This is a genomic window from Paenibacillus sp. FSL P4-0176 (assembly GCF_037975265.1).
Lineage (GTDB): Bacteria > Bacillota > Bacilli > Paenibacillales > Paenibacillaceae > Paenibacillus > Paenibacillus amylolyticus.
In genome coordinates, this window is sequence record NZ_CP150242.1 from 202112 (window position 1) to 221836 (window position 19725).

The window sequence follows — 19725 nt, forward strand, 5'->3', positions numbered from 1 at the left end:
CTTAACCACTCGATCAACACTCTGTAAGTAGTAAGAATTATGCCCGTAGATATTGTAATTTTGCTCAAAAGTATGTACATATCAAGGTAGACGTTTATCATCGTCTTTTGTGTATCCAGACCCTCCGCTTCTGCCCCGCTTCACTCTCCATCCGGCACAAACCACAGCTTATTATCTGTACCTCCAACATTTTATAAAGCAGTACTTCTTGCGGCTCCAATTAGGGGCCCCTACCCGCAGCATTCACCACGATCAGATCCCCAAAGCCTCATTTCACTTCACTCAGTCAAGCTATATCCAAGCGATAAAAAGAGTTGAGCCTCCTCCATACACAGTCCTATAATATACAATTGTATAAAATCCGAGAGAGTGGTGGATATCACAACAGGTCATCCGATCCCAGCCGATAAACCCATCACACCTCGGAAACAAAGGAGGGTTACAATGCAAAACAGAGCAAAGGATACAACAACAGAGGCAACAGAAGCAGCAGAAGAAGATGCCACGATTGAAGCGAAAGCAACAGCAACAGCCCAATCAGATATTGAGACCGATGCAGAAGTAAACGCAAATACAAAAGTGAACATTGGTGCAATGAAGAACAATTGGACTCCCCGTTTCAAAGAGTTCATTCAACGCAAGCCCAAGACACTCGCTTTTAAAATCCCGTTTGCTTACTTTGTCATTATTCTGCTAACGGTGGCGTTCAGTGCGTTGGTGTTGAATCGAATCTCGGAAAGTGACGCGCAGCGAAAGATCAATGAAGCATCATTGCAAACAATTACATCCATTGAAACCAACGTTAATCTGATGATCGAGAACGTGAACAATTATTCGAAAATGATTTTTTCCGATCCCAACTTGCAGAACCTGCTGCGGCAGGGCAATGTGTACTCCAATTTACAGACACAGTCCAAGGTCAGCGCGTATTTGACCAATCTTATGCAAGCGGTTCCAATTATCGATTCAGTATATATTTACGATAATTCGGGGCACCGATTCTCGGTTGGTACACAGGAATGGCCCACGTTTATGGAAGCGAATGTGAAGGAAGCGCCGTGGTACGAACAGGCACTGAAGCATAACGGAAGATATCTGCTCAGGCTGAATGGTGGCAACAACGACAGCGGAGTCTCGGCGACGGGGGATAAGGATGGGCAAGAGGTGGTGTCGTTTATTCGCCTCATTCGGGATTTGGATGATACGTCTCCGCTTGGATTTCTGGTCATGAACATCAAGGGAAAATCCATTGCTCAAGCCTATGCCAACCTGTCTGCACCGGATTCATTTCAGGTGGCCATCCTGGATGAGCATCAGCGGGTGATTGCAACCAACGCTACCGATGGAAAGAAGGCCGTGCCTGCTGTATCCGGCGAATCCATATCTGTGGCTTCTGGACAGGAAGGGATGCACGAGATGTTAGAGGCCAATCAGGCCAAGTTAAAACAAACATTTCAAGAGCAATCCTTCGGCTTCATCACCTTGCAATCGGGTGGTCAGGAATATGCGGTTACCTATCGTTCGTCTGGTGATGATCAGTGGAAATTCATCAGCATGAGCCCATACCAGGCTACCGATACCCGCAATAAATCCATGGTGATGCTTGCGCTGATCCTACTGGCGGTAAACGGGACTGTCTTTTTTGTCAGTTCATTCATCATCTCGCGCAGCGTCATTAAGCCGATTCACAAGCTGCTTCGCTCCATGCAGAAAGCACCAAGCGGCAACTTCCGCAAAGTGACGGTTGAGCTGAACAGCTACGAGTTCGCACAGCTATATGGAGGATACAACCAAATGATTGAGCAGATTGACCAGATGTTGAAACGCATCATTCAGGAGCAGCAGACGATTCGCCGAGCAGAGCTGAATACACTTCAGGCGCAGATCAAGCCGCATTTTCTATACAACACACTTGATTCCATTACCTCCCTGGCGATGTCGGGCATGAACGATAAGGTATGTGAGCTGTTAGAAGCGCTCGGAAGTTATTATCGGCTGAGTGTCAGCAAAGGGCGTGAACTGATTACACTGCACGAGGAGGTTGAGATTGTACGCAATTATCTGACGATCCAGCAGGTACGATACCCCGGTGTATTTGAGGTGCAGTACGATATTGCTCCAGATTGTGAGCGAGTGATGATTCCCAAGCTTGTGCTCCAGCCGCTGGTGGAAAATTCGCTATATCATGGCATACGCCCTAAAAGCAGTCCAGGCACGATACGCATTCAAGCTCGTCGATCCAAGGAAGGGGTACTTCTAACGATCACTGACGACGGAGTCGGCATGTCCGAGGAAGAAGTGCAGCAGGTTCAACGCACAGAAATGAACAGGTCTAATCGCTCGAACCCATCTAACTCTTCTAATACCTCTAATCCTACCTATAACGCTAAACACAATCCAAGCTTTGGCTTATGGGGGACGATGGAGCGGCTTCGCATTTTTTATGACAGAGAAGATGGACTCAAGCTGCAGAGCGAGGTTGGAAAAGGAACAACCATTATCATAACGATCCCGAAGGGAGCCGATGAATCATGGAATTAACTGTGGAACCATTAAAGGTATTGATAGTGGATGATGAGTACCTCATCCGAAATCTGCTGCGTATGCGTATCGATTGGGAGCAGCAAGGCATGAGCATCATTGGCGAGGCCTCCGATGCTGCAGAGGCTTTGGAACAGGTCGAGCTGTTGCGCCCGGACATCGTGTTCACGGACATATACATGCCCAAGATGGACGGCATTGAACTGAGCGGTATCCTCATGGAGCGTTACCCGAACTTAAAAATCGTGGTTGTGACGGGACATGATGAATTTGAATATGCTCGTCAGAGTGTGAAGCTGGGCATATCCGATTTTATTTTGAAACCCATTCGTGCTTTTGAGTTATTACAGGTTACGGCGAAGCTGCGAGTGGCAATCGAGCAGGAGATGGGGCGTGAGTACGAGCTGATGAAGCTGCGAGAGGAGATGAAGCAGAGCCTGCCTTATCTCAGGGAGCGATTTGTAAATCAATGGTTAAGTGATGTGATACCTGAGGATGAACTACAAGAGAAGGCGCGTTTCTTCGGTATTCCCATCTCTTCAGGCGAACCAGGATCACGCATCGCAGTAATGGAGGTGAAGGTTGCTGTACCGCAAGCGAAGATAGCTGCACCAGAGGTATATCAACATCTGTCCGAACCATATCACCCAACACCCCAAACACTCCAAACACATGAAGCACATCGAGGACCCCAACAACAACACGGTCAGCCCCAATTAAGCCAGCATCAGACAGAAGCCCATCCACATACTGCCGAGGAAATACATATTTTGCTGCGGATGGTAGGCATGAAGCAGGTGCAGGCATTTTATCCGCAGGATCCGCAAACCATTATCGTCATGGACCCGCATAACCGGATAGTTGTGCTCTCGCTTGGTGCGGATACGGAATTTTCCAATCAGGTGCAGCAGCTTCAGGAAGAACTTCAACATACACTTAAGCTCGAAGGGTGTGAAGTTGATGTGACCGTAGGGATTGGGCAATGGCAATCAGGATGGGGAAGGGCCTGTGTGGGATACCGGGAAGCTTGTCGTGCACTCGATTATCAGGCGTTTGTGGGGAAAAATCAGGTTATTTGCTTCGAGGATCTGGTCATCGAAGGCGGAAAAAGGCGGTACCACTCGGATGCTCAGCTGCTCCAACAACTGCAATTTTACGTCAGTGTTGGTGCGGGGGAAGAAGCCGTATTGTTGCTGGAGCGTATGCTGTCAGTGCCGTTCTCGGACGTTTCACAGTTTCGGATGGCAGCCATGGATGTGGTTACGGAGTGCCAGCGTGCCGCCATAGAGCAGCAACTTGAGGGAGAACACGCATTGAACAAAGAGGCCGTTGCGGCCATTTTTACAGCAGGTCATCTGCCTGAACTAAAAAGCATGCTGGAGCAGCATGTCCGCACGGTATCGGATGTCATACAAGCCAAACGACAGGCCAAGGAAGGTAATCTGATCGACCGGGTGATCGCTTATCTTGAAGAGAACATGGGCAATGCGGAAGTGGGGCTTTCCAGCACCGCGGCTGCTTTTTACGTAAGTTCGGGCCATCTGGGGCGGCTGATGAAAAAAGAAACCGGGCAGACATTTGTGGAATATCTGACTCAACTCCGCATGAAGAAGGCTGAAATGCTGCTGAAACAGACGGATATGAAAGGGTATGAGATTGGGGAGCAGGTAGGCATCCCGGACCCACATTATTTCAGCGTCTTGTTCAAAAAACATATCGGCCGATCCATGAATGAGTATCGGAATGTAAAAACCTGAAAAACGAGAATGCAAAAATGGGGAGTGTGGGGGAGTGCAGAGAAGGTTTGAGCGTAAACTCACTTCCACTTCCAGTTCCACATATGTTCGAATATTACAAATCGATGCCTGTTTTCTAAATGGAGAACAAAGCACAGTTTGCCTAAAATATGGGATATAACCAACTAAAACGCATAGGGAGGTCCATAGAGATGAAAGCGCTATTAAAAAAATCAGCAAGTCTAATTCTGACTCTGGGCATTGTAAGCAGTTTGGCGGCATGTTCATCCGGTTCGTCCGGCGGAGCACAGGGGGAAAGTAACGGCAAGATTAAGCTGACGCTGTGGGATCAATCGGTCGGCAATACCGATCCTTCGGCCAAGTTACTACCCGAGATTGTTGAGAAATGGAACAGCGAGCACCCAGACATTCAGGTTGAACGCACGGGCACGACAGGAGAACAGTACAAAACCAAAGTCAAAACATCAATTGCAGCTGGTGAAGCGCCAGACCTGTTCTATGGCATGGGTGGCGGCAGCTTCATGCAGCCATACATCAAATCCGGTAATGTGCTGGAAATCTCAAGTTACCTGACGGACGATATTAAAGAACGAATGGGACCGGGTATGGCGGAGGCCATCAATATGGACGGCAAAATCTACACATTGCCCGTGTATACCCATATCGCCAACCTTTACGTGAATACGGAATTGTTCGAGCAGGCGGGTGCCAAGATTCCGACCACATATAACGAACTGCTGGATGCAGTCACTAAGCTGAAAGCAGCAGGAATCACCCCGGCTGTGATTGGGGAAAAGGATCGCTGGCCGGGCATGTACTGGTACGACATTATTGCGATGCGTCAGGCAGGCAATGCTGCGGTGATGGAAGCCTTTAAAGATCCGTCAAAGTGGGATTCGCCCGATTTTGTTGCCGCCGCGACCAAAATGCAACAGCTTGCGCAAGCAGGAGCGTTCAACAGCAGTATGTTTAGCATGAGCTATGACGAGATGCTTGGGGCATTTAATGCAGGCAACGGGGCGATGATGTTCCAGGCCAACTGGGTGAATGCAGGAATTGAGGACCCGTCCTCCGCAGTCAAAGGAAAAGTGAAAGTGATTCCGTTCCCGGTATTTGAAGATGGCAAAGGCACAAATACCGAAATCTTCGGCGGTGCCGTCGATGGTTTCTACATCAACCAGAATACCAAACATCCGAAGGAAGCCGTGGAATTCCTCATGTATCTGAGTGAGCAGCTTGGTACGCAAGGTTTCCTGGCTGGAGCGGGTCTGCCAAGCTGGAAAACCGATGCACTCGACACATCCAGCCTGTCCTCTCTTGATCTGTCTGCGGCAGATATTATGAAAACGGCGACCTCATTCATCGCGTGGTGGGATAACATTCTGCCTGCGGAGTCTGCCGAAGCGCACAAAAACCTAATTGCCCAGCTGCTTGCTGGCGATGTAACACCGGAAGAGTTCTGCAAACAGATGGCACAGCTCAAACCAACAGAGCTAAGTCTATAGAAAACAGGTAGGCAGGTATACGTGCGTGCAAGCTTACAAGCTTAAATGCTTACAGGCCCTAGGTCCTTACACTACAAGTCTTTGCAAATTACCTGTGAATATCTTGCGCATAGACCTTGTGAGCTTGCAATGTGCTACCGCTTCTAACAATGAAGATGAACCCAAACAAGGCGTGGTCCGGCATATCCCGGTCACGCCTTTGAGAGGAGAACAACAATGAACTCTGTATTTTCCAATAAAGGCACGATAGCCGTCTTTGTACTGCCCACCCTGCTTCTGTTCTGCGGAATTGTGCTTATTCCCATCTTTGTCTCCAGTTATTACAGTCTGCTGGACTGGAACGGCGTAGGCAGGGGTACATTTATCGGCCTGGACAACTATGTAGAGATGTTTAAGGATACCCGGGTGCTGAATTCGATCAAGAACTCCCTGTTATTCGCGGGTGCTTCGGTGTTCATTCAACTGCCGATCTCGCTGGTGCTCGCACTGATTCTGGCGTCCAACGTCAAGTGGGAAGGCTTCTACCGCACCGTATATTTCATCCCGGTGTTGATCTCAACGGTGGTTATTGCCCAGTTGTGGTCAAAAATCTATAATGCCGATTACGGCCTGCTGAATGTGCTGCTGCAAAGTATCGGCTTATCCAGCCTGGCGCAGGACTGGCTGGGGCAGAAGGACACCGCGCTGGCGGCATCTTTTATTCCAACCTTGTGGCAGTACGTGGGGTATCACATGCTGCTGATGTATGCAGGTGCGAAGTCCGTGTCTCAGGATGTGCTCGAAGCGGCTCGAATGGATGGTGCTTCCCGTATTCGGACGGCGTGGTCCATTATGATCCCGTTGATGAAGCCAATTCTGAAGGTAAGCCTTGTTTTTTCGGTCATCGGTGCATTCAAGGTGTTTGACCTGATCTATGTGCTGACAGGTGGCGGGCCATTTTACACCACTGAAGTGCCAAGCACGCTGATGTACGCTACCATTTTTGATACGTTCCGGTACGGATATGGCAGTGCGATCTCGGTCTTTATTATTGTGGAGTGTCTGGTGTGTACGATCCTCATTAATTCATTGTTCAAAACGGAGTAGAGGGAGGCATAAGGCATGAGTACCGTAGAAGTCATGTTGCAAAAAAAGCCCAAGCCGAGGTCCATCTCCGGACCGATCGGGAAAGTGTTCCTGCAAGCGTTTCTGATCCTCGTTGCGATTGTGCAGATCTATCCCCTCATCTGGCTGGCGCTGTTTTCCCTGAAGGATAACAGTGAGATTTTCAGCGGTGATGTAGCCGGGTTGCCCAAAGCGTTTCTGTGGAGCAACTACACCAAAGCAATGTCCGACGGCCATGTGCTGACCTATTTTATGAATAGTGTGCTGGTTACTGCGGCCTCCATTGTCTTGGTACTGATCCTGTCCTCCATGACGGGTTACGCAATCACGAGAATGAACTGGAAGCTCAGTGGGTTGACGATGACGATTATTTTGCTGGGCATGATGGTGCCGATTCATGCAGCGCTGCTGCCATTGTTTATTATTTTGAAGAATCTGAGCCTGCTCAACAGTTACTGGTCTCTGATCATTCCCTATGTGGCATTTGGCATTCCGATGGCGGTATTCATTCTGGGCAGTTTTTTCAAAGGTATCCCAAGAGAGATGGAGGAGTCGGCGGTTATCGACGGCTGCGGCATATACCGGACGTTTTTCTCCATTATCCTGCCTCTGGTAACCCCGGCTATATCAACGGTAGCTATCTTCACATTTCTGTCCTGCTGGAATGAGCTGATGTTTGCAGTTACGTTTATCAATAACACGGCTTACCAGACATTGACGGTGGGCATGATGTCGATGGTGGGAACGTACATTACGCAATGGGGTATCATTGGTGCGGGACTGATGATTACGACGGTGCCAACGGTGGTCATCTATCTGCTGCTGAACAAACAGGTGCAGAAGAGTATGATCGCAGGTGCAATTAAAGGTTAGCTGGAGGCTGGACTGGAGGGCGTGGCGGTAGAAGGGCTTGCTGCTCGCTCGCTGTGCTCTCTTTCTGGTGGATATCGGCTGATTCAGGATTTCGCAAGGTGTGATCTCTGGACTAGACCGGAGCCTGTGGTCATGGAATAATAAGGGTGTATGTAGCCAGGCAGTTGCAGAGAGGGGTCATTATAATATGGTCAATATCGTGATGGTAGAGCAGGAGTCTGTTCGGGAAAAGGTTGTGGCATTCACGTTTGATGATGGGCCACATCCGGTGTATACACCTCAAGTTCTTGAGATATTCCGCCGTGCAGGTGGGCGGGGGACGTTTTTCATGATTGGCCAAGAGATAGAGAACCACCCGGAGATTGCCGCGGAGGTGCACCGTGAAGGGCATGAGATCGCCAACCATACGTACACGCATCCAGATCTGACCAAGTTGACGCTGGAGGAAGCCGGGGAGGAGCTGCAACGTGCAGAAAATCTTGTTCAAAAAGTTACGGGGCAACCTGCCCGCTGCTTCCGACCGCCGTATTTTGGCGTAAACGATGATATATTGTCTCTGGCGGCGGAGCGTGGATATCGTACGATTGGTGCGGTGAACGGTGATGCGAGAGATTGGGACAATCCCGGCGTTGAGCACATTCTGGAGCATACCCGGTCTGCGGTGAAACCCGGCAGCGTGCTCATATTCCATGACGGGTACGGGGATCGTTCCCAGACGGTGGAGGCGGTTCGTGTGCTGGTGGATGAACTGGTCGCGGAAGGGTACCGTCTGGTGACGGTGAGTGAGTTGCTGGACATTTCTCGTGATCATAATGCAAAGACGACATAATCAAGTGGACCCATCATTCTTTGAATGACAGGGTCCTTTTTTAATATATATAATGCATAGGAAGAACGGAGCGGGAGCACAAACTTTGCTTGCCCTCTCAAACTACTTTATAATAATAGGCTAAACTAGATTATGTCAGGAGGAAACAATGGACTTTATCAGAAATCAACTAGAAGAACTCGGCATGAGTGGACCCTCCATTGGTTATCTTTCAAACATCATTATGATTATTTTTATAGCAGTGATCTCGATATTGGCGAATGTGATTGCCAAGCGAGTGGTACTGAAGACGGTCCATCGTATCGTAAGTAACAACCGTTTCAAGTGGGGCCATATTGTGGTTCAGAAAAATTTATTTCAGAAGCTGTCGCATCTTGTGCCAGCCATTATAATCTATTATTCTGCTTATATTTTCTCGCCCTATCAGGCCATAATTGAAAAATCAGCAATGACCTATATGATTGTTATCATGATTACGGTTCTGAATGCTCTGCTGAATGTCTTCGATGATATCTATCGTACCTATGAGGTGTCGAAGATTCGCCCAATCAAGAGTTACATTCAGGTAGCCAAGATTGTCCTGTTCATTATCGGGGGCATCATCGTCATCTCCAGCCTGATTGGACAGAACCCGCTCATTATCCTTAGTGGACTTGGGGCGTTATCGGCGGTATTAATGCTCGTATTCAAAGACTCAATCCTGGGCCTCGTGGCCGGTGTACAGCTATCGTCAAACGATATGGTGCGTGTTGGTGACTGGATCGAGATGCCAAAGTATAATGCGGACGGTGACGTCATCGACATTACTTTGAATACGGTAAAGGTTATGAATTTTGATAAAACGATTACGATGATTCCAAGCTACGCCCTCATTTCGGATTCGTTCCGTAACTGGAGAGGCATGCAGGTGTCCGGCGGCAGAAGGATTAAGCGGAGTATCTATATTGATATCAGCAGTATCCGTTTTTGTACGGAAGAGATGGTGGCTGAATTTGAGAAAATCCACTACCTGACTGATTATGTCACGGAAAAATTAAAGGAAATTCAAGCATACAATATGGAGCACGAGGTGAATACCGAAAGCAACGTGAACGGCAGACAACTGACAAATGTCGGTGTATTCCGGGAATATATCCATCAATATTTGAGGAATCATCCAAAAATCAATAAAGATATGACGATGATTGTGCGACAATTAGCACCGGAAGATCGCGGGCTGCCTCTGGAAATCTATGCATTCAGCAATGATATTAACTGGGGTGTATATGAGAACGTTCAGGCGGATATCTTTGACCATATCTTCGCGGTGGCGTCAACATTTGGACTACGGGCCTTCCAGAATCCAACCGGACATGACATTGTGCAACTGAAAGAGGATAAGCAATATGCACGAGAGTATTAAGAAGATTTATCAAAATAGATGTGACGGCCACCATATTGGTGGTCGTTTTTACGTTTGGATGCCCCTCCAAATTGGCCATGGGTGAGAACACGTCGAGTGTTGGTAAGTTGGCTAATTTTAAAATTACAGGAACAGATCCAAGTGCTTTATTTATGAGACTGACGGCACAGTTCTGGAATCGGGATCAAATACAGTTAGCAAAACAGAATTACTGTAAAAACAAGTAGACAATATGTATTTCTTTACATTATAATCTAATTAATTCCATATTTTGAAAGGGGTGATTTGGAGCTTTTTCTGATCAGGCGTGTCTATGAACGAGGGAAAAGCATGGAGTCTCTTTGGCGTGCTAACTTTTCAAAAGAAATGGAGGGAGAATGAAATGAAGAAAACATTGTATTCTGCTATTATGATGACGCTTTTATCAGGATCGATTGTGGGTACGGCCTTGGCGGATAATTACGAGTCGAATGACACTTTGAGCAGCGCGTATAAAATCCCAACGCAAACGGTGGCCACTCCCTACGGTCCGGCTTACTGGGGTGGAAGTGCTTGGTCTTATCTATCTTCCCCGACAGATGTAGACTACTTTACATTCAGAGGGCATGGCAAATCTGTCGTGCTGGGTTCTCCTTCCGGTTATGATTACGATTTGTACGCCTATGACAGCGCTGGAAATTTGGTTGCTTCTTCTACGAATACGTCAGGAGCGGATACGGTTCTTGTCGACTACAATAATGTATATTTTAAAGTGGTAAGCAAAGATGGAAGATACAGCGATACCGATGCTTACAGCGTAACCTTTTATAAAAGGGATGTCTGGGTGCCGTGACCAGCTCGTGAGAGTAAAATAACGTTAGGTATCGTAGACTTTAATGCTTCCGTCTCATGAATAGGAACTCTACCGCCTCAATGAGGTAGTAGAGTTTTATTTATTCAAGCCAATGGTCTGGAAGAATGGGTTATCATTTCCCCACTTGAGTTCATTGGAAAATTTAATGGAGGTGAGTGTCGTGGCACGTGCATTAGTTGTGATGATTCCTGCAGAAGGCCATATCAATCCGTCGCTTGGATTAATCAAGGAACTGGTTGAGAACGGTGATGAAGTGGTCTACTGTTGTACCGAAAAATACCGGACGAAGATTGAAGCGATAGGCGCACAATTTAAAGCATACTCTTTCAACGAGGCAACTCTGCTCAATAACCCTGGAATGAAGCCATTCGAACTCAAGCATCCTTACCAATTTTTATATATGATATTGAATAAAGTGATTCAACGCTTTATACCAGATGTTCTGAATCTGATCGAACATGAAACCTACGATTATATCATTTTTGACTCCATAATAGGCTGGGGAGGACAAATTCTAGGTGAGAAGTTAGGTATACCAACGGTATGCTCAACCAGCACCTTTGTTTTTGTGGAGCCTCTTGGATCAGACAATCAACTGAATGATGATACGGAGGAGGTCAAGGAGCTATATAATAGCATCGTGGAAATGTCCCAGCAAATAGCTTCCCAGTTCGATGTGGCTGTACCTTCCCTGGCGGAACTTTCAGGGCATTCAGGACAACTGAAGATTATCTATACAAGTCGTTATTTTCAACCCATGGGGGACAAGCTGGACGACAGCTTTGTGTTCACCGGCCCATCCATTATCCCACGCAAGGATGCGCCAGCTTTTGCAAATGAATCTCTGCATGCTCTTTATAAGCAGGTCGTTTATATTTCGATGGGAACCATTTTAAATAAAGATCTTGATTTTTATAAGCTTTGCTTTACGGCCTTTCGTAATTTGCCTGTGCAGTTTATATTATCTTCTGGGAAGGATACCGATATAGAGCCCATTGCTGATCTCATTCCTGACAATTTCATCATAAGACCCTATGTCCCTCAACTGGAAGTGTTGCAGTGTGTAGATGCTTTTCTGACCCATGCAGGCATGAACAGTACCAGCGAAGCTTTGTATTACAATGTACCATTAATCATGCTTCCGTTAACATCGGATCAGCCGCGTGTAGCAGGCCGGGTACAGGAGTTGGGAGCAGGGGTCATCGTGGACAAAAATAACCTTACACCCGATGTGCTTAGAAACGCAGTATTAGAAGTGCTCGGTAATGCCTCCTACAAGGAGCATGCTGAGGTTATTGGGAAAACGTTACGCGATGCTGGCGGGTATAAGCAGGCTGCTATGGCTATTAAGAACTTTATAGGCAATCAGCCGTTATCGGCGACGCCCATCTCTTCGTTTGAATGAAAAGGAGAGCGTTCTTCATGAGAGCTAGAAGAGGAAGCCGTCACCCGACTAAAACGGAGTGGTGACTTTCAATTGATTCAAGCGCGTATGGAGGGGTAGATAAACGGAGAGGGGCATTATTTTTACCATATTGTTCGTATACCTTTTGCAAAGGAGAGTCTTCAGATGAATCATCAAATTCCGGAATATACATTGAACGATGGCTTGAAAGTGCCTGCAATTGGATTTGGTACCTATAGTTTAAAAGGTGAAGAAGGCGTTGAATCGATCGCGTCCGCAATGGATACGGGTTATCGATTAATTGATACGGCGTATAACTATGAGAATGAGGCAACGGTGGGCAGAGCAATCAAACAAAGCTCCATCGCCAGAGAAGAACTGCTCATTTCCTCGAAGCTGCCGGGGCGTTATCACGCTCATGATAAAGCACTTGTGGCGATCCAGGAATCCCTGTACAGAGCGGATCTGGATTATTACGACCTGTATCTGATTCACTGGCCCAATCCGAAAAAGGACATGTATGTCGAGGCATGGCAAGCACTGATCGAAGCCAAAAAACGTGGATATATACGATCCATTGGAGTCAGCAACTTCCTGCCTGAGCACAATGATCGGCTGATTAAGGAAACGGGGATAGCGCCGAGTCTGAATCAGATTGAGCTGCATCCGTTCTTTGACCAAGCCGATCAGCGGGAACAGGATAAAAAGCATGGCATCGTGAACGAATCCTGGAGTCCGATTGGACGTGGCAATGATGCCGTACAGGATATTCTGAAGGATGAGAACATTCTTCGGATTGCGGAAACGCATGGCAAAACGCCAACCCAGATCATTCTGCGCTGGCATGTTCAACTGGGTTCCATTCCCATTCCGAAAGCCGGCTCCTTGCAGCATCAACAGGAAAATATCGATATATTCGATTTTGAGTTGAGCACAGAAGAGATGCAGGTCATCTCTGCATTTAATCGTCCGGATGGACGTTTGTGGGATCAGGACCCAAGCGAGTACGAAGAATTTTAAAGAACGACAAATGAAGGGCTGCTCTCATGTCAGATATGACAGGAGGCAGCCCTTTATTGCTTTATTGTTGAAGCATATTAAGCAATGTTGCAGTTTTTCATGTTGCGTAATTTCTGTTTACTGTTCAGCAGGGATACGGAAGGTCAGAATCTCATACGGTTTGATATCAAAAGAAATTCGACCATTTTCCACGGCGCATTCCGCTTCGTTATTCTCGAGCAAATCACACGCGTACGCCGTAGCACCTGCTCCCTCAGGCAATTGCAGGGAAGCACGGCTGCGGCGGCCATGTGCTTCGTAGACTCGGATGATCATATCATCGTTGTTCTCGGCTTTTTTGATAACCTCCAGCACGACATTATCCTGATCGACCGATGCAATTGACCATGTTCCCGGCAACGTACCGGTTTGCGGACTTACTTCACGGGCAACCAGCGGACGGTTGAGATCATAAGCAGCTTGGATGACACGTCCTTCACGGAAGTCGCCCTGATGCGGATAGAGCGCGTAGGTGAATACGTGCTGCTCTTTGTCGGCATTTTCATTCGGGTACGTTGCGCTCTTGATCAGCGACAGTCGCATCACCGAGTTATGAATATCATATCCGTATTTGCAGTCGTTCAGCAGAGCAGCACCGTACCCGTTCTCCGCCAGATCGGCCCACTTCTGCCCGCATACTTCAAACCGGGCTTGATCCCAGCTCGTATTACGGTGGGTAGCACGCTCAACGTTGCCATACTGGATTTCGTAGACGGCCTTTTCACTCCAGATATCCAGCGGGAAAGCGGCTTTCAGCAGCAAATGCTCCTGCTTCCAGTCCACAAACGTACGGAAATCAATCCGGCGCGTATGCGCGTAGAAGATGATTGTCTGCTCAATGACCGAGTCCAGGAACTGTCGCTTCACTTGAAGCACGGAACGTACCGGCCCACTTTCAACCCACTCCAGCGACTGCAGGTCATTAATCTCCCACATATGCTGTTCATAATAATCGTCAATGTTCCATGCCTCGTATTCCGCAGGTCGATCCTCGAACACTTGCAGCACGTTACCACGCTTGCCAGACTGAAGCAGCTCACGGCCCTCCAGCTTGTCCCATACGGATGTGAACTCGGCACTTTCATTCAGGTGAATATTGTACCAAGGTGTATGGATGTGGCGCCGATCTGCTTCCCACTGTGCAACCGATACGCCCGCAACAAGCTCGTCTGTCAGATCTGGTGTGATTCGGAAGGATTTATACCCGGATGCAGGCACGTTCTCTGCAAGGAACACAAGTCCGCCTTCGGGAGTCCGCTGGCTTGGTACAGGGCGATCTCCATCATAGACGGTTACTTTTCTCGCAAAAGCAGGCAGTTCAACCACATCCGTCCGTACAAATCCGGTCGTGTTGAATACTACAATGGCTTCGCCATCAGATGTAATTTGGCTTGCAATGCCGTTCAGCGCACTGTCTTTCAGCTCATCCGTGACACGCAGAACTTCTTCATACTGCTCCTTGGAATCCACATATACCTGCTCAATGGAGCTGCCCGGGAGAATATCATGGAACTGGTTCAGCATCGTGAGCTTCCACGCATGCTCCAGTGCATCGGTTGGATAGGCCGCATGTGCATTCGCCTGACGATGAATCATGGCATATAGTTCGGCATCGGCCAGCGCAAATTCGCTATGACGGTTATACCGTTTGTTGCGCGCCATGGAAGTGTAGGTACCCCGGTGATACTCCAGATACAGCTCACCCGACCAGCGAGGAACGGAAGGAACATCAGCCAGATTTTGCTCCAGCTTCTCGAAAAACTCGCGTACAAAGGTGCGTTTCACCGCGGGTACACCCGGCAATCCGACATCGAGTCGTCTGCCATGCTCCAGCATCTCTTCGGTTGGTCCGCCGCCGCCATCTCCAAATCCGAAACATTGAAGCACATCTGCATTGATGTTTTTGTTCTGGTATCGCTGCCATGTACCTTTCACTTGCGAAGCATTAAATCGTCCATTATAGGTCGTTTCGAAGCGACGCTGCCTGAAATCAGGGTGTTTGTCATAGTCTGTTGCTGTGATAAAGTGGGTCAGGACCTCTGATCCGTCGATTCCTTTCCAGTACATCGTATCGTTTGGAATTTGGTTTGTATCATTCCAGGCAATTTTGGTTGTCATAAAATAATCAATGCCGCTCTTGCGCATAATCTGCGGCATCGCTGCACTATAACCAAATACATCCGGCAACCAGAGCACACGGTTCTCCACACCGAATTCTTCCTTGAAGAAACGTTTCCCGTATATAATCTGACGAATCATGGATTCACCCGAGATCAGGTTACAATCGGCTTCCAGCCACATTGAACCTTCCGCTTCCCAGCGGCCTTCGGCCACCTTTTCTTTGATTTTTTCATATAGGGACGGGTAGTCTGCTTTCAGGTATGCATACAGCTGGGGCTGAGAGGACATAAAGGTATACTCCGGGAACTTGTCCATCAGATACAATACACTCGCGAAGCTACGAATGACCTTCTCCCGAGTCTGATCCAGCGTCCACAGCCATGCCACATCGATATGCGTGTGTCCGATACAGTGCACGGTAGGGATGTGATCACCGGCAGGGCGGATATCACCATAGACATGATCTTGCAGATATCGGCGCGCTTCCAGTACCGACGCATGGAATTCTGCACTGTTTTCCTGACGCAAATCCAGCAAATTCACGGCTTTATTCAGATGTTCGACCAACTTCAGGCGCTCCAGATCATCCTCACGCAACAGATCCGCAGCATCCAGCGCAGCCTTGAGATCGTAATACAAATCGGAGACTTGCTGATGATGCTCGGCGATATATACATTTAGAAAAACATCCGCAGCAGACGTACTGCAATACGCATATAATGCCAGTTCGAATTCATCACCTTTTGCCGCAGCGGGTGTCAGGTCAATTTCCGTATGGTTCACGTCTAGACCGCAGATCAGTTCCCCATTGAGGAATGCTAAGAATTGCGGATTATCGTAATTCCAGATGTCATCAGCACCAGTAACGATGGTACATACGACCTTTTTTCCTTCCAGATGGTCCGGGATTCGAATGCGGGTTTTGAAGCAACTGTGTACATCTTTGCCACCCCAGCCATCACCCTTACGGAATACGTTCCAGGAGGAAGGGTCCTCATGCACCAGTTCCCAGGAGTGGTATCCACTTTCTTTATGATAAAGCTCAGGGATATATGTCTTTGAGGTTAGTCGTGCACGTTCCAAGTGTTTCACAATGGTATGGATTCGAGTATATAAGGAATTCATTTTCATGTTGGTTTCCCACCTTGGTTTGTAGTAAGTACAGGCTGTAGTCGTTGTTGGGGCGAAAATACTGCAAGCGCTAACATATCAACTCTATCATAACAAAAGAGAAATGGGCGAAACTACGTATTGTATGCTGAAAATAACGTCTTTTTATTGCATTTCATGCTAAAATAAAATCATTAGAATCAGGATAGGGGGCATGTCCATGACACCATCGGTTTTGGCATACGAGCAAGGATATGCGATCCATGTGAACCAGCCTGGAGATTCACTTTTTTATCATCTGGATTATGACGAGCGCTCCCATGAACTGAATATGGAATTTCAGCATTTCCATGATTTCTATGAAATCTGTATTCTTCTGGATCGAACAGCTGCGCACATCATTGAAGGCAGTTTATATGAGATCCAGCCTCTGGATATCGTTCTGCTGCGGCCTTCATTGCTGCATAAAACGCAATATCCGAAGGGTGCCCCGCCGAAACGATTGATGATCACCTTTGCCATGCCACGTAATACACCTGGTCTTGAGAGCGGTTACACAGAGCTGTTTTCGATTTTTAATAAACCGGTCCCGATATTCCGATTTACAGAAGAAAGACGCAAGGAAGTCCTCGCGCCGATCAATGATATTTTTGCTATATCGCAGCAGTCTTCTGTCCTTCAATCGGTTATGATTCATAGCAAGTTCGTGGAGTTTCTCTGTGCTCTTCATCGTTACTCACCAGAGAACGGGTATGTGCGTGAAGAGACTGGATCAACGATGTCCAGGCGCATGTATGCCATTGCCTCTTATATTCACAGCCATTATCAGCAGGATTTATCTTTGGACGAGGTATCCAAGCGTTTTTATGTAAGTGCCCATCACTTGTCTCGCCAATTCAATAAGGTTACCGGCTTCACCTTCACGGAGTATGTGCAGATGACCCGTATTCGGAATGCCCAGCAAATGCTGCTGAATTCGAGTGAGAAAATCACAGATATTGCTGCACAGTGTGGGTTCACAAGCTTTTCCCAGTTCAATCGCATCTTCAACAAACAGAACGGAATGTCACCAAGTGCATATCGCCGAAGCAGACATTCGCAGAGCGAGCGTGAAGTTATGCTTGTGGGTGAGAGACCCGAACCACTTGGGAGCCTAGAGTGAGAGGGACGAGGAGAGTGATGGACAGACCTATAATCTACTTAACATGTTACTCTTTTCTGAATAGAAGCTTTTTATAAAAGAAGGAATAGAGAAGAGAAATGGTATATTGTTTGGTCCATATATTTACGATTCAGCTAGGGACAAACCGCCATCATACATCCGATATACTTTGTCACAATATTCAAGCATACGCTCATCATGGGTAACCATAATGGCCGCCTTTTGGCGTGATTTCACTTCTTGCGCGATTAGACTAACCACTTCATGGGCTCGTTTGGTATCCAAACTGGCGGTTGGTTCATCGGCTAAGATGATGTTGGGATTATTCATTAAAGAACGAGCAATGGCTGTCCGTTGTTTCTCACCACCGGATAACTCTTCGGGAAAACTTTTTAACTTCAAACCCAGCCCCAGTTCTTCCAGCAGCTTGGTGGCAAATGCCTTATCCTCTTTTTTAATCGTCCCCGCCATCCTTTTTACAACTAGCAGTTGATCCAGAACATTTAGATAGGGAACTAGATTTGAAGATTGCATAATAAATCCAACTTCTTGCAGCCTTATATTAGATAACTCTTTCTCCGTAAGCTTCGAAATATGATTTCCGTTTAGTTGAATATCTCCTTCGGAGGCTTTCAGCATGGCCCCAGCAATAGATAAGAATGTACTTTTACCAGAACCAGAAGGTCCAACTACAGCAACAAACTCCCCCGGTTCCACGGATATGGATACATGATCAAGCGCGGTGATCCGATTGTTTCCTTCGGCATAATACATAGTCACTTCCCGCATGTGCAGTCCCTTACTCATTATTCAACCCTCCCGAGCGCCTTAAGCGGATCAATCTTAGTAATTTTGCGAACAGATACCAGCGAACTTAACATAGCAATAACCAGCAAGATAACAGAATAATTGAAGACAAGACTGGTTTCCAGCTTAAATGGCATTCCTTTTGGCATAATTGCTGCTGTCCCATAAGTCAGCAAGATTCCAACAACAATACTAGTCAGCGAAAGTACAAACACTTGCGAGATAATGGCTTTTCCCAAGAAACGGTTACTAGCGCCTATCGCTTTCATAATGCCAAACTGGTTGGTTTTTTGCATCGTAATGACATAGAAGAATACCCCGAGTACAAATGCAGAGATCGCTAGTAGAAATGCAAGCATCATCAGAATAGTTCCGTTCTCCTCTTTGTACCCTGGCATGCCTTGCACAGCTTCCGACCGGGTAACTGTATCCGTGCTGGATAACTCTTTATTTATAGCTTCTGGATCAATATTCTCGCCTTGTAACATGATCGCATTAACCGGTCCGGCAATTCCTTTATCTGAACCTGGAGCCGCGAAGGCAATCTTCCGCCATTCAGCCATTGGGGTAAATACGGATGCAACGTGGTTATACGTCTGATTCTCCACAAATCCGATAATAGTCAATGATTCCGTCGTTCCATCCAGTTGAAACGTGTCCCCAAGTTGATAGCCCTCATCTTTCATGGTTGAATTCACCACGACACCCGTAGGGTTCTCGGAAGACAGGCTTTCACCTTCTACAATAGCTGGTTCCAAAAAGCTTCCTGGGTCAATTCCTATAATCGCTATATCCACCTTATCTTCATTCTTGGTGCTATTCTCTTTCAGTGCCGTTGCCATCGTACTTCCCATGGGTGCAGCAGCATCCACATTAGGAAGTTGTTCCGCCTTCGCCACCAGTTGATCTGACAGCAGTGACTTGCTCATGGAAGACTGAGCTCCTTCTTCAAAGATGACATAATCAGCCTTCATGGTCTTGAATGTTGATGCAGCTAGCGTAGACAATCCATTTCCCAGACCGGATAAAATAAATACCAACCAAGCCATTAGTACGAAGATAATGATAATCATCAAAAACTTCATTTTACTATGCATTAACTCCTTCATCGCTAAAAACATGATCTGTTCAACTCCTTCTCTATCTTTTTTTGACACAAGTGTCAATTTAGATGCGCGGCCACGCGGTCTTCATTAT

14 protein-coding genes are annotated in these 19725 nt (G+C 47.2%); 11 read left to right on the forward strand and 3 right to left on the reverse strand.

Features of this window, described 5'->3' with window-relative positions; all coding sequences use genetic code 11:
- Positions 1 to 444 precede the first annotated feature (444 nt).
- From MKY95_RS01000 to MKY95_RS01045, 10 genes are all read left to right on the forward strand, one after another.
- Positions 445 to 2541, forward strand: coding sequence for a sensor histidine kinase (locus MKY95_RS01000; protein ID WP_256721349.1), 2097 nt, complete (start codon positions 445 to 447; stop codon positions 2539 to 2541).
- Complete coding sequence (locus tag MKY95_RS01005) at positions 2532 to 4298, forward strand: response regulator (RefSeq protein ID WP_036674724.1); 1767 nt, start codon at positions 2532 to 2534, stop codon at positions 4296 to 4298. The genes MKY95_RS01000 and MKY95_RS01005 overlap by 10 nt, the downstream gene beginning before the upstream one ends.
- 191 nt (positions 4299 to 4489) lie before the next feature.
- The gene (locus MKY95_RS01010; protein WP_036674723.1) at positions 4490 to 5803 is read left to right on the forward strand and encodes an extracellular solute-binding protein; all 1314 of its coding nucleotides are present in this window, start codon (positions 4490 to 4492) and stop codon (positions 5801 to 5803) included.
- 216 nt (positions 5804 to 6019) lie between these two features.
- Positions 6020 to 6889 carry a sugar ABC transporter permease gene (locus tag MKY95_RS01015; RefSeq protein ID WP_036674720.1) on the forward strand — a complete coding sequence of 290 codons (870 nt, stop codon included), beginning with the start codon at positions 6020 to 6022 and terminating at the stop codon, positions 6887 to 6889.
- Positions 6890 to 6904: 15 nt separating this feature from the next.
- Positions 6905 to 7780, forward strand: coding sequence for a carbohydrate ABC transporter permease (locus tag MKY95_RS01020; RefSeq protein ID WP_017691224.1), 876 nt, complete (start codon positions 6905 to 6907; stop codon positions 7778 to 7780).
- Positions 7781 to 7967: 187 nt separating this feature from the next.
- Positions 7968 to 8609 (forward strand): polysaccharide deacetylase family protein, encoded by a 642-nt coding sequence (locus MKY95_RS01025; RefSeq protein ID WP_036674718.1) that lies wholly within the window; start codon positions 7968 to 7970, stop codon positions 8607 to 8609.
- 148 nt (positions 8610 to 8757) lie between these two features.
- Positions 8758 to 10011 carry a mechanosensitive ion channel domain-containing protein gene (locus tag MKY95_RS01030; RefSeq protein WP_036616263.1) on the forward strand — a complete coding sequence of 418 codons (1254 nt, stop codon included), beginning with the start codon at positions 8758 to 8760 and terminating at the stop codon, positions 10009 to 10011.
- Between the two features lie 382 nt (positions 10012 to 10393).
- Positions 10394 to 10843, forward strand: coding sequence for a hypothetical protein (locus tag MKY95_RS01035; protein ID WP_036616266.1), 450 nt, complete (start codon positions 10394 to 10396; stop codon positions 10841 to 10843).
- A gap of 181 nt (positions 10844 to 11024) precedes the next feature.
- Positions 11025 to 12269, forward strand: coding sequence for a macrolide family glycosyltransferase (locus MKY95_RS01040; protein WP_036616269.1), 1245 nt, complete (start codon positions 11025 to 11027; stop codon positions 12267 to 12269).
- A 165-nt stretch (positions 12270 to 12434) separates the two neighbouring features.
- A complete protein-coding gene (locus MKY95_RS01045; protein WP_036616272.1) occupies positions 12435 to 13289 on the forward strand; it encodes an aldo/keto reductase in 855 nt (284 codons plus the stop codon).
- Positions 13290 to 13406: 117 nt separating this feature from the next.
- Here MKY95_RS01045 and MKY95_RS01050 read toward each other — a convergent pair whose 3' ends face one another.
- Positions 13407 to 16580 (reverse strand): alpha-mannosidase, encoded by a 3174-nt coding sequence (locus MKY95_RS01050; RefSeq protein WP_051447420.1) that lies wholly within the window; start codon positions 16578 to 16580, stop codon positions 13407 to 13409.
- A gap of 199 nt (positions 16581 to 16779) precedes the next feature.
- Here MKY95_RS01050 and MKY95_RS01055 point away from each other — a divergent pair, with 199 nt between their 5' ends.
- Positions 16780 to 17721 carry an AraC family transcriptional regulator gene (locus tag MKY95_RS01055; protein WP_076320061.1) on the forward strand — a complete coding sequence of 314 codons (942 nt, stop codon included), beginning with the start codon at positions 16780 to 16782 and terminating at the stop codon, positions 17719 to 17721.
- A gap of 123 nt (positions 17722 to 17844) precedes the next feature.
- Here the strand turns inward: MKY95_RS01055 and MKY95_RS01060 are convergent, their stop codons facing one another.
- Together MKY95_RS01060 and MKY95_RS01065 are read right to left on the reverse strand one after the other, a co-directional pair.
- Positions 17845 to 18528, reverse strand: a complete 684-nt coding sequence (locus MKY95_RS01060; RefSeq protein WP_076320062.1) for an ABC transporter ATP-binding protein — start codon at positions 18526 to 18528, stop codon at positions 17845 to 17847.
- Positions 18528 to 19649 carry an ABC transporter permease gene (locus MKY95_RS01065; protein ID WP_076320063.1) on the reverse strand — a complete coding sequence of 374 codons (1122 nt, stop codon included), beginning with the start codon at positions 19647 to 19649 and terminating at the stop codon, positions 18528 to 18530. Before MKY95_RS01065 ends, MKY95_RS01060 begins: the two co-directional genes overlap by 1 nt.
- Between the last annotated feature and the right edge of the window lie 76 nt (positions 19650 to 19725).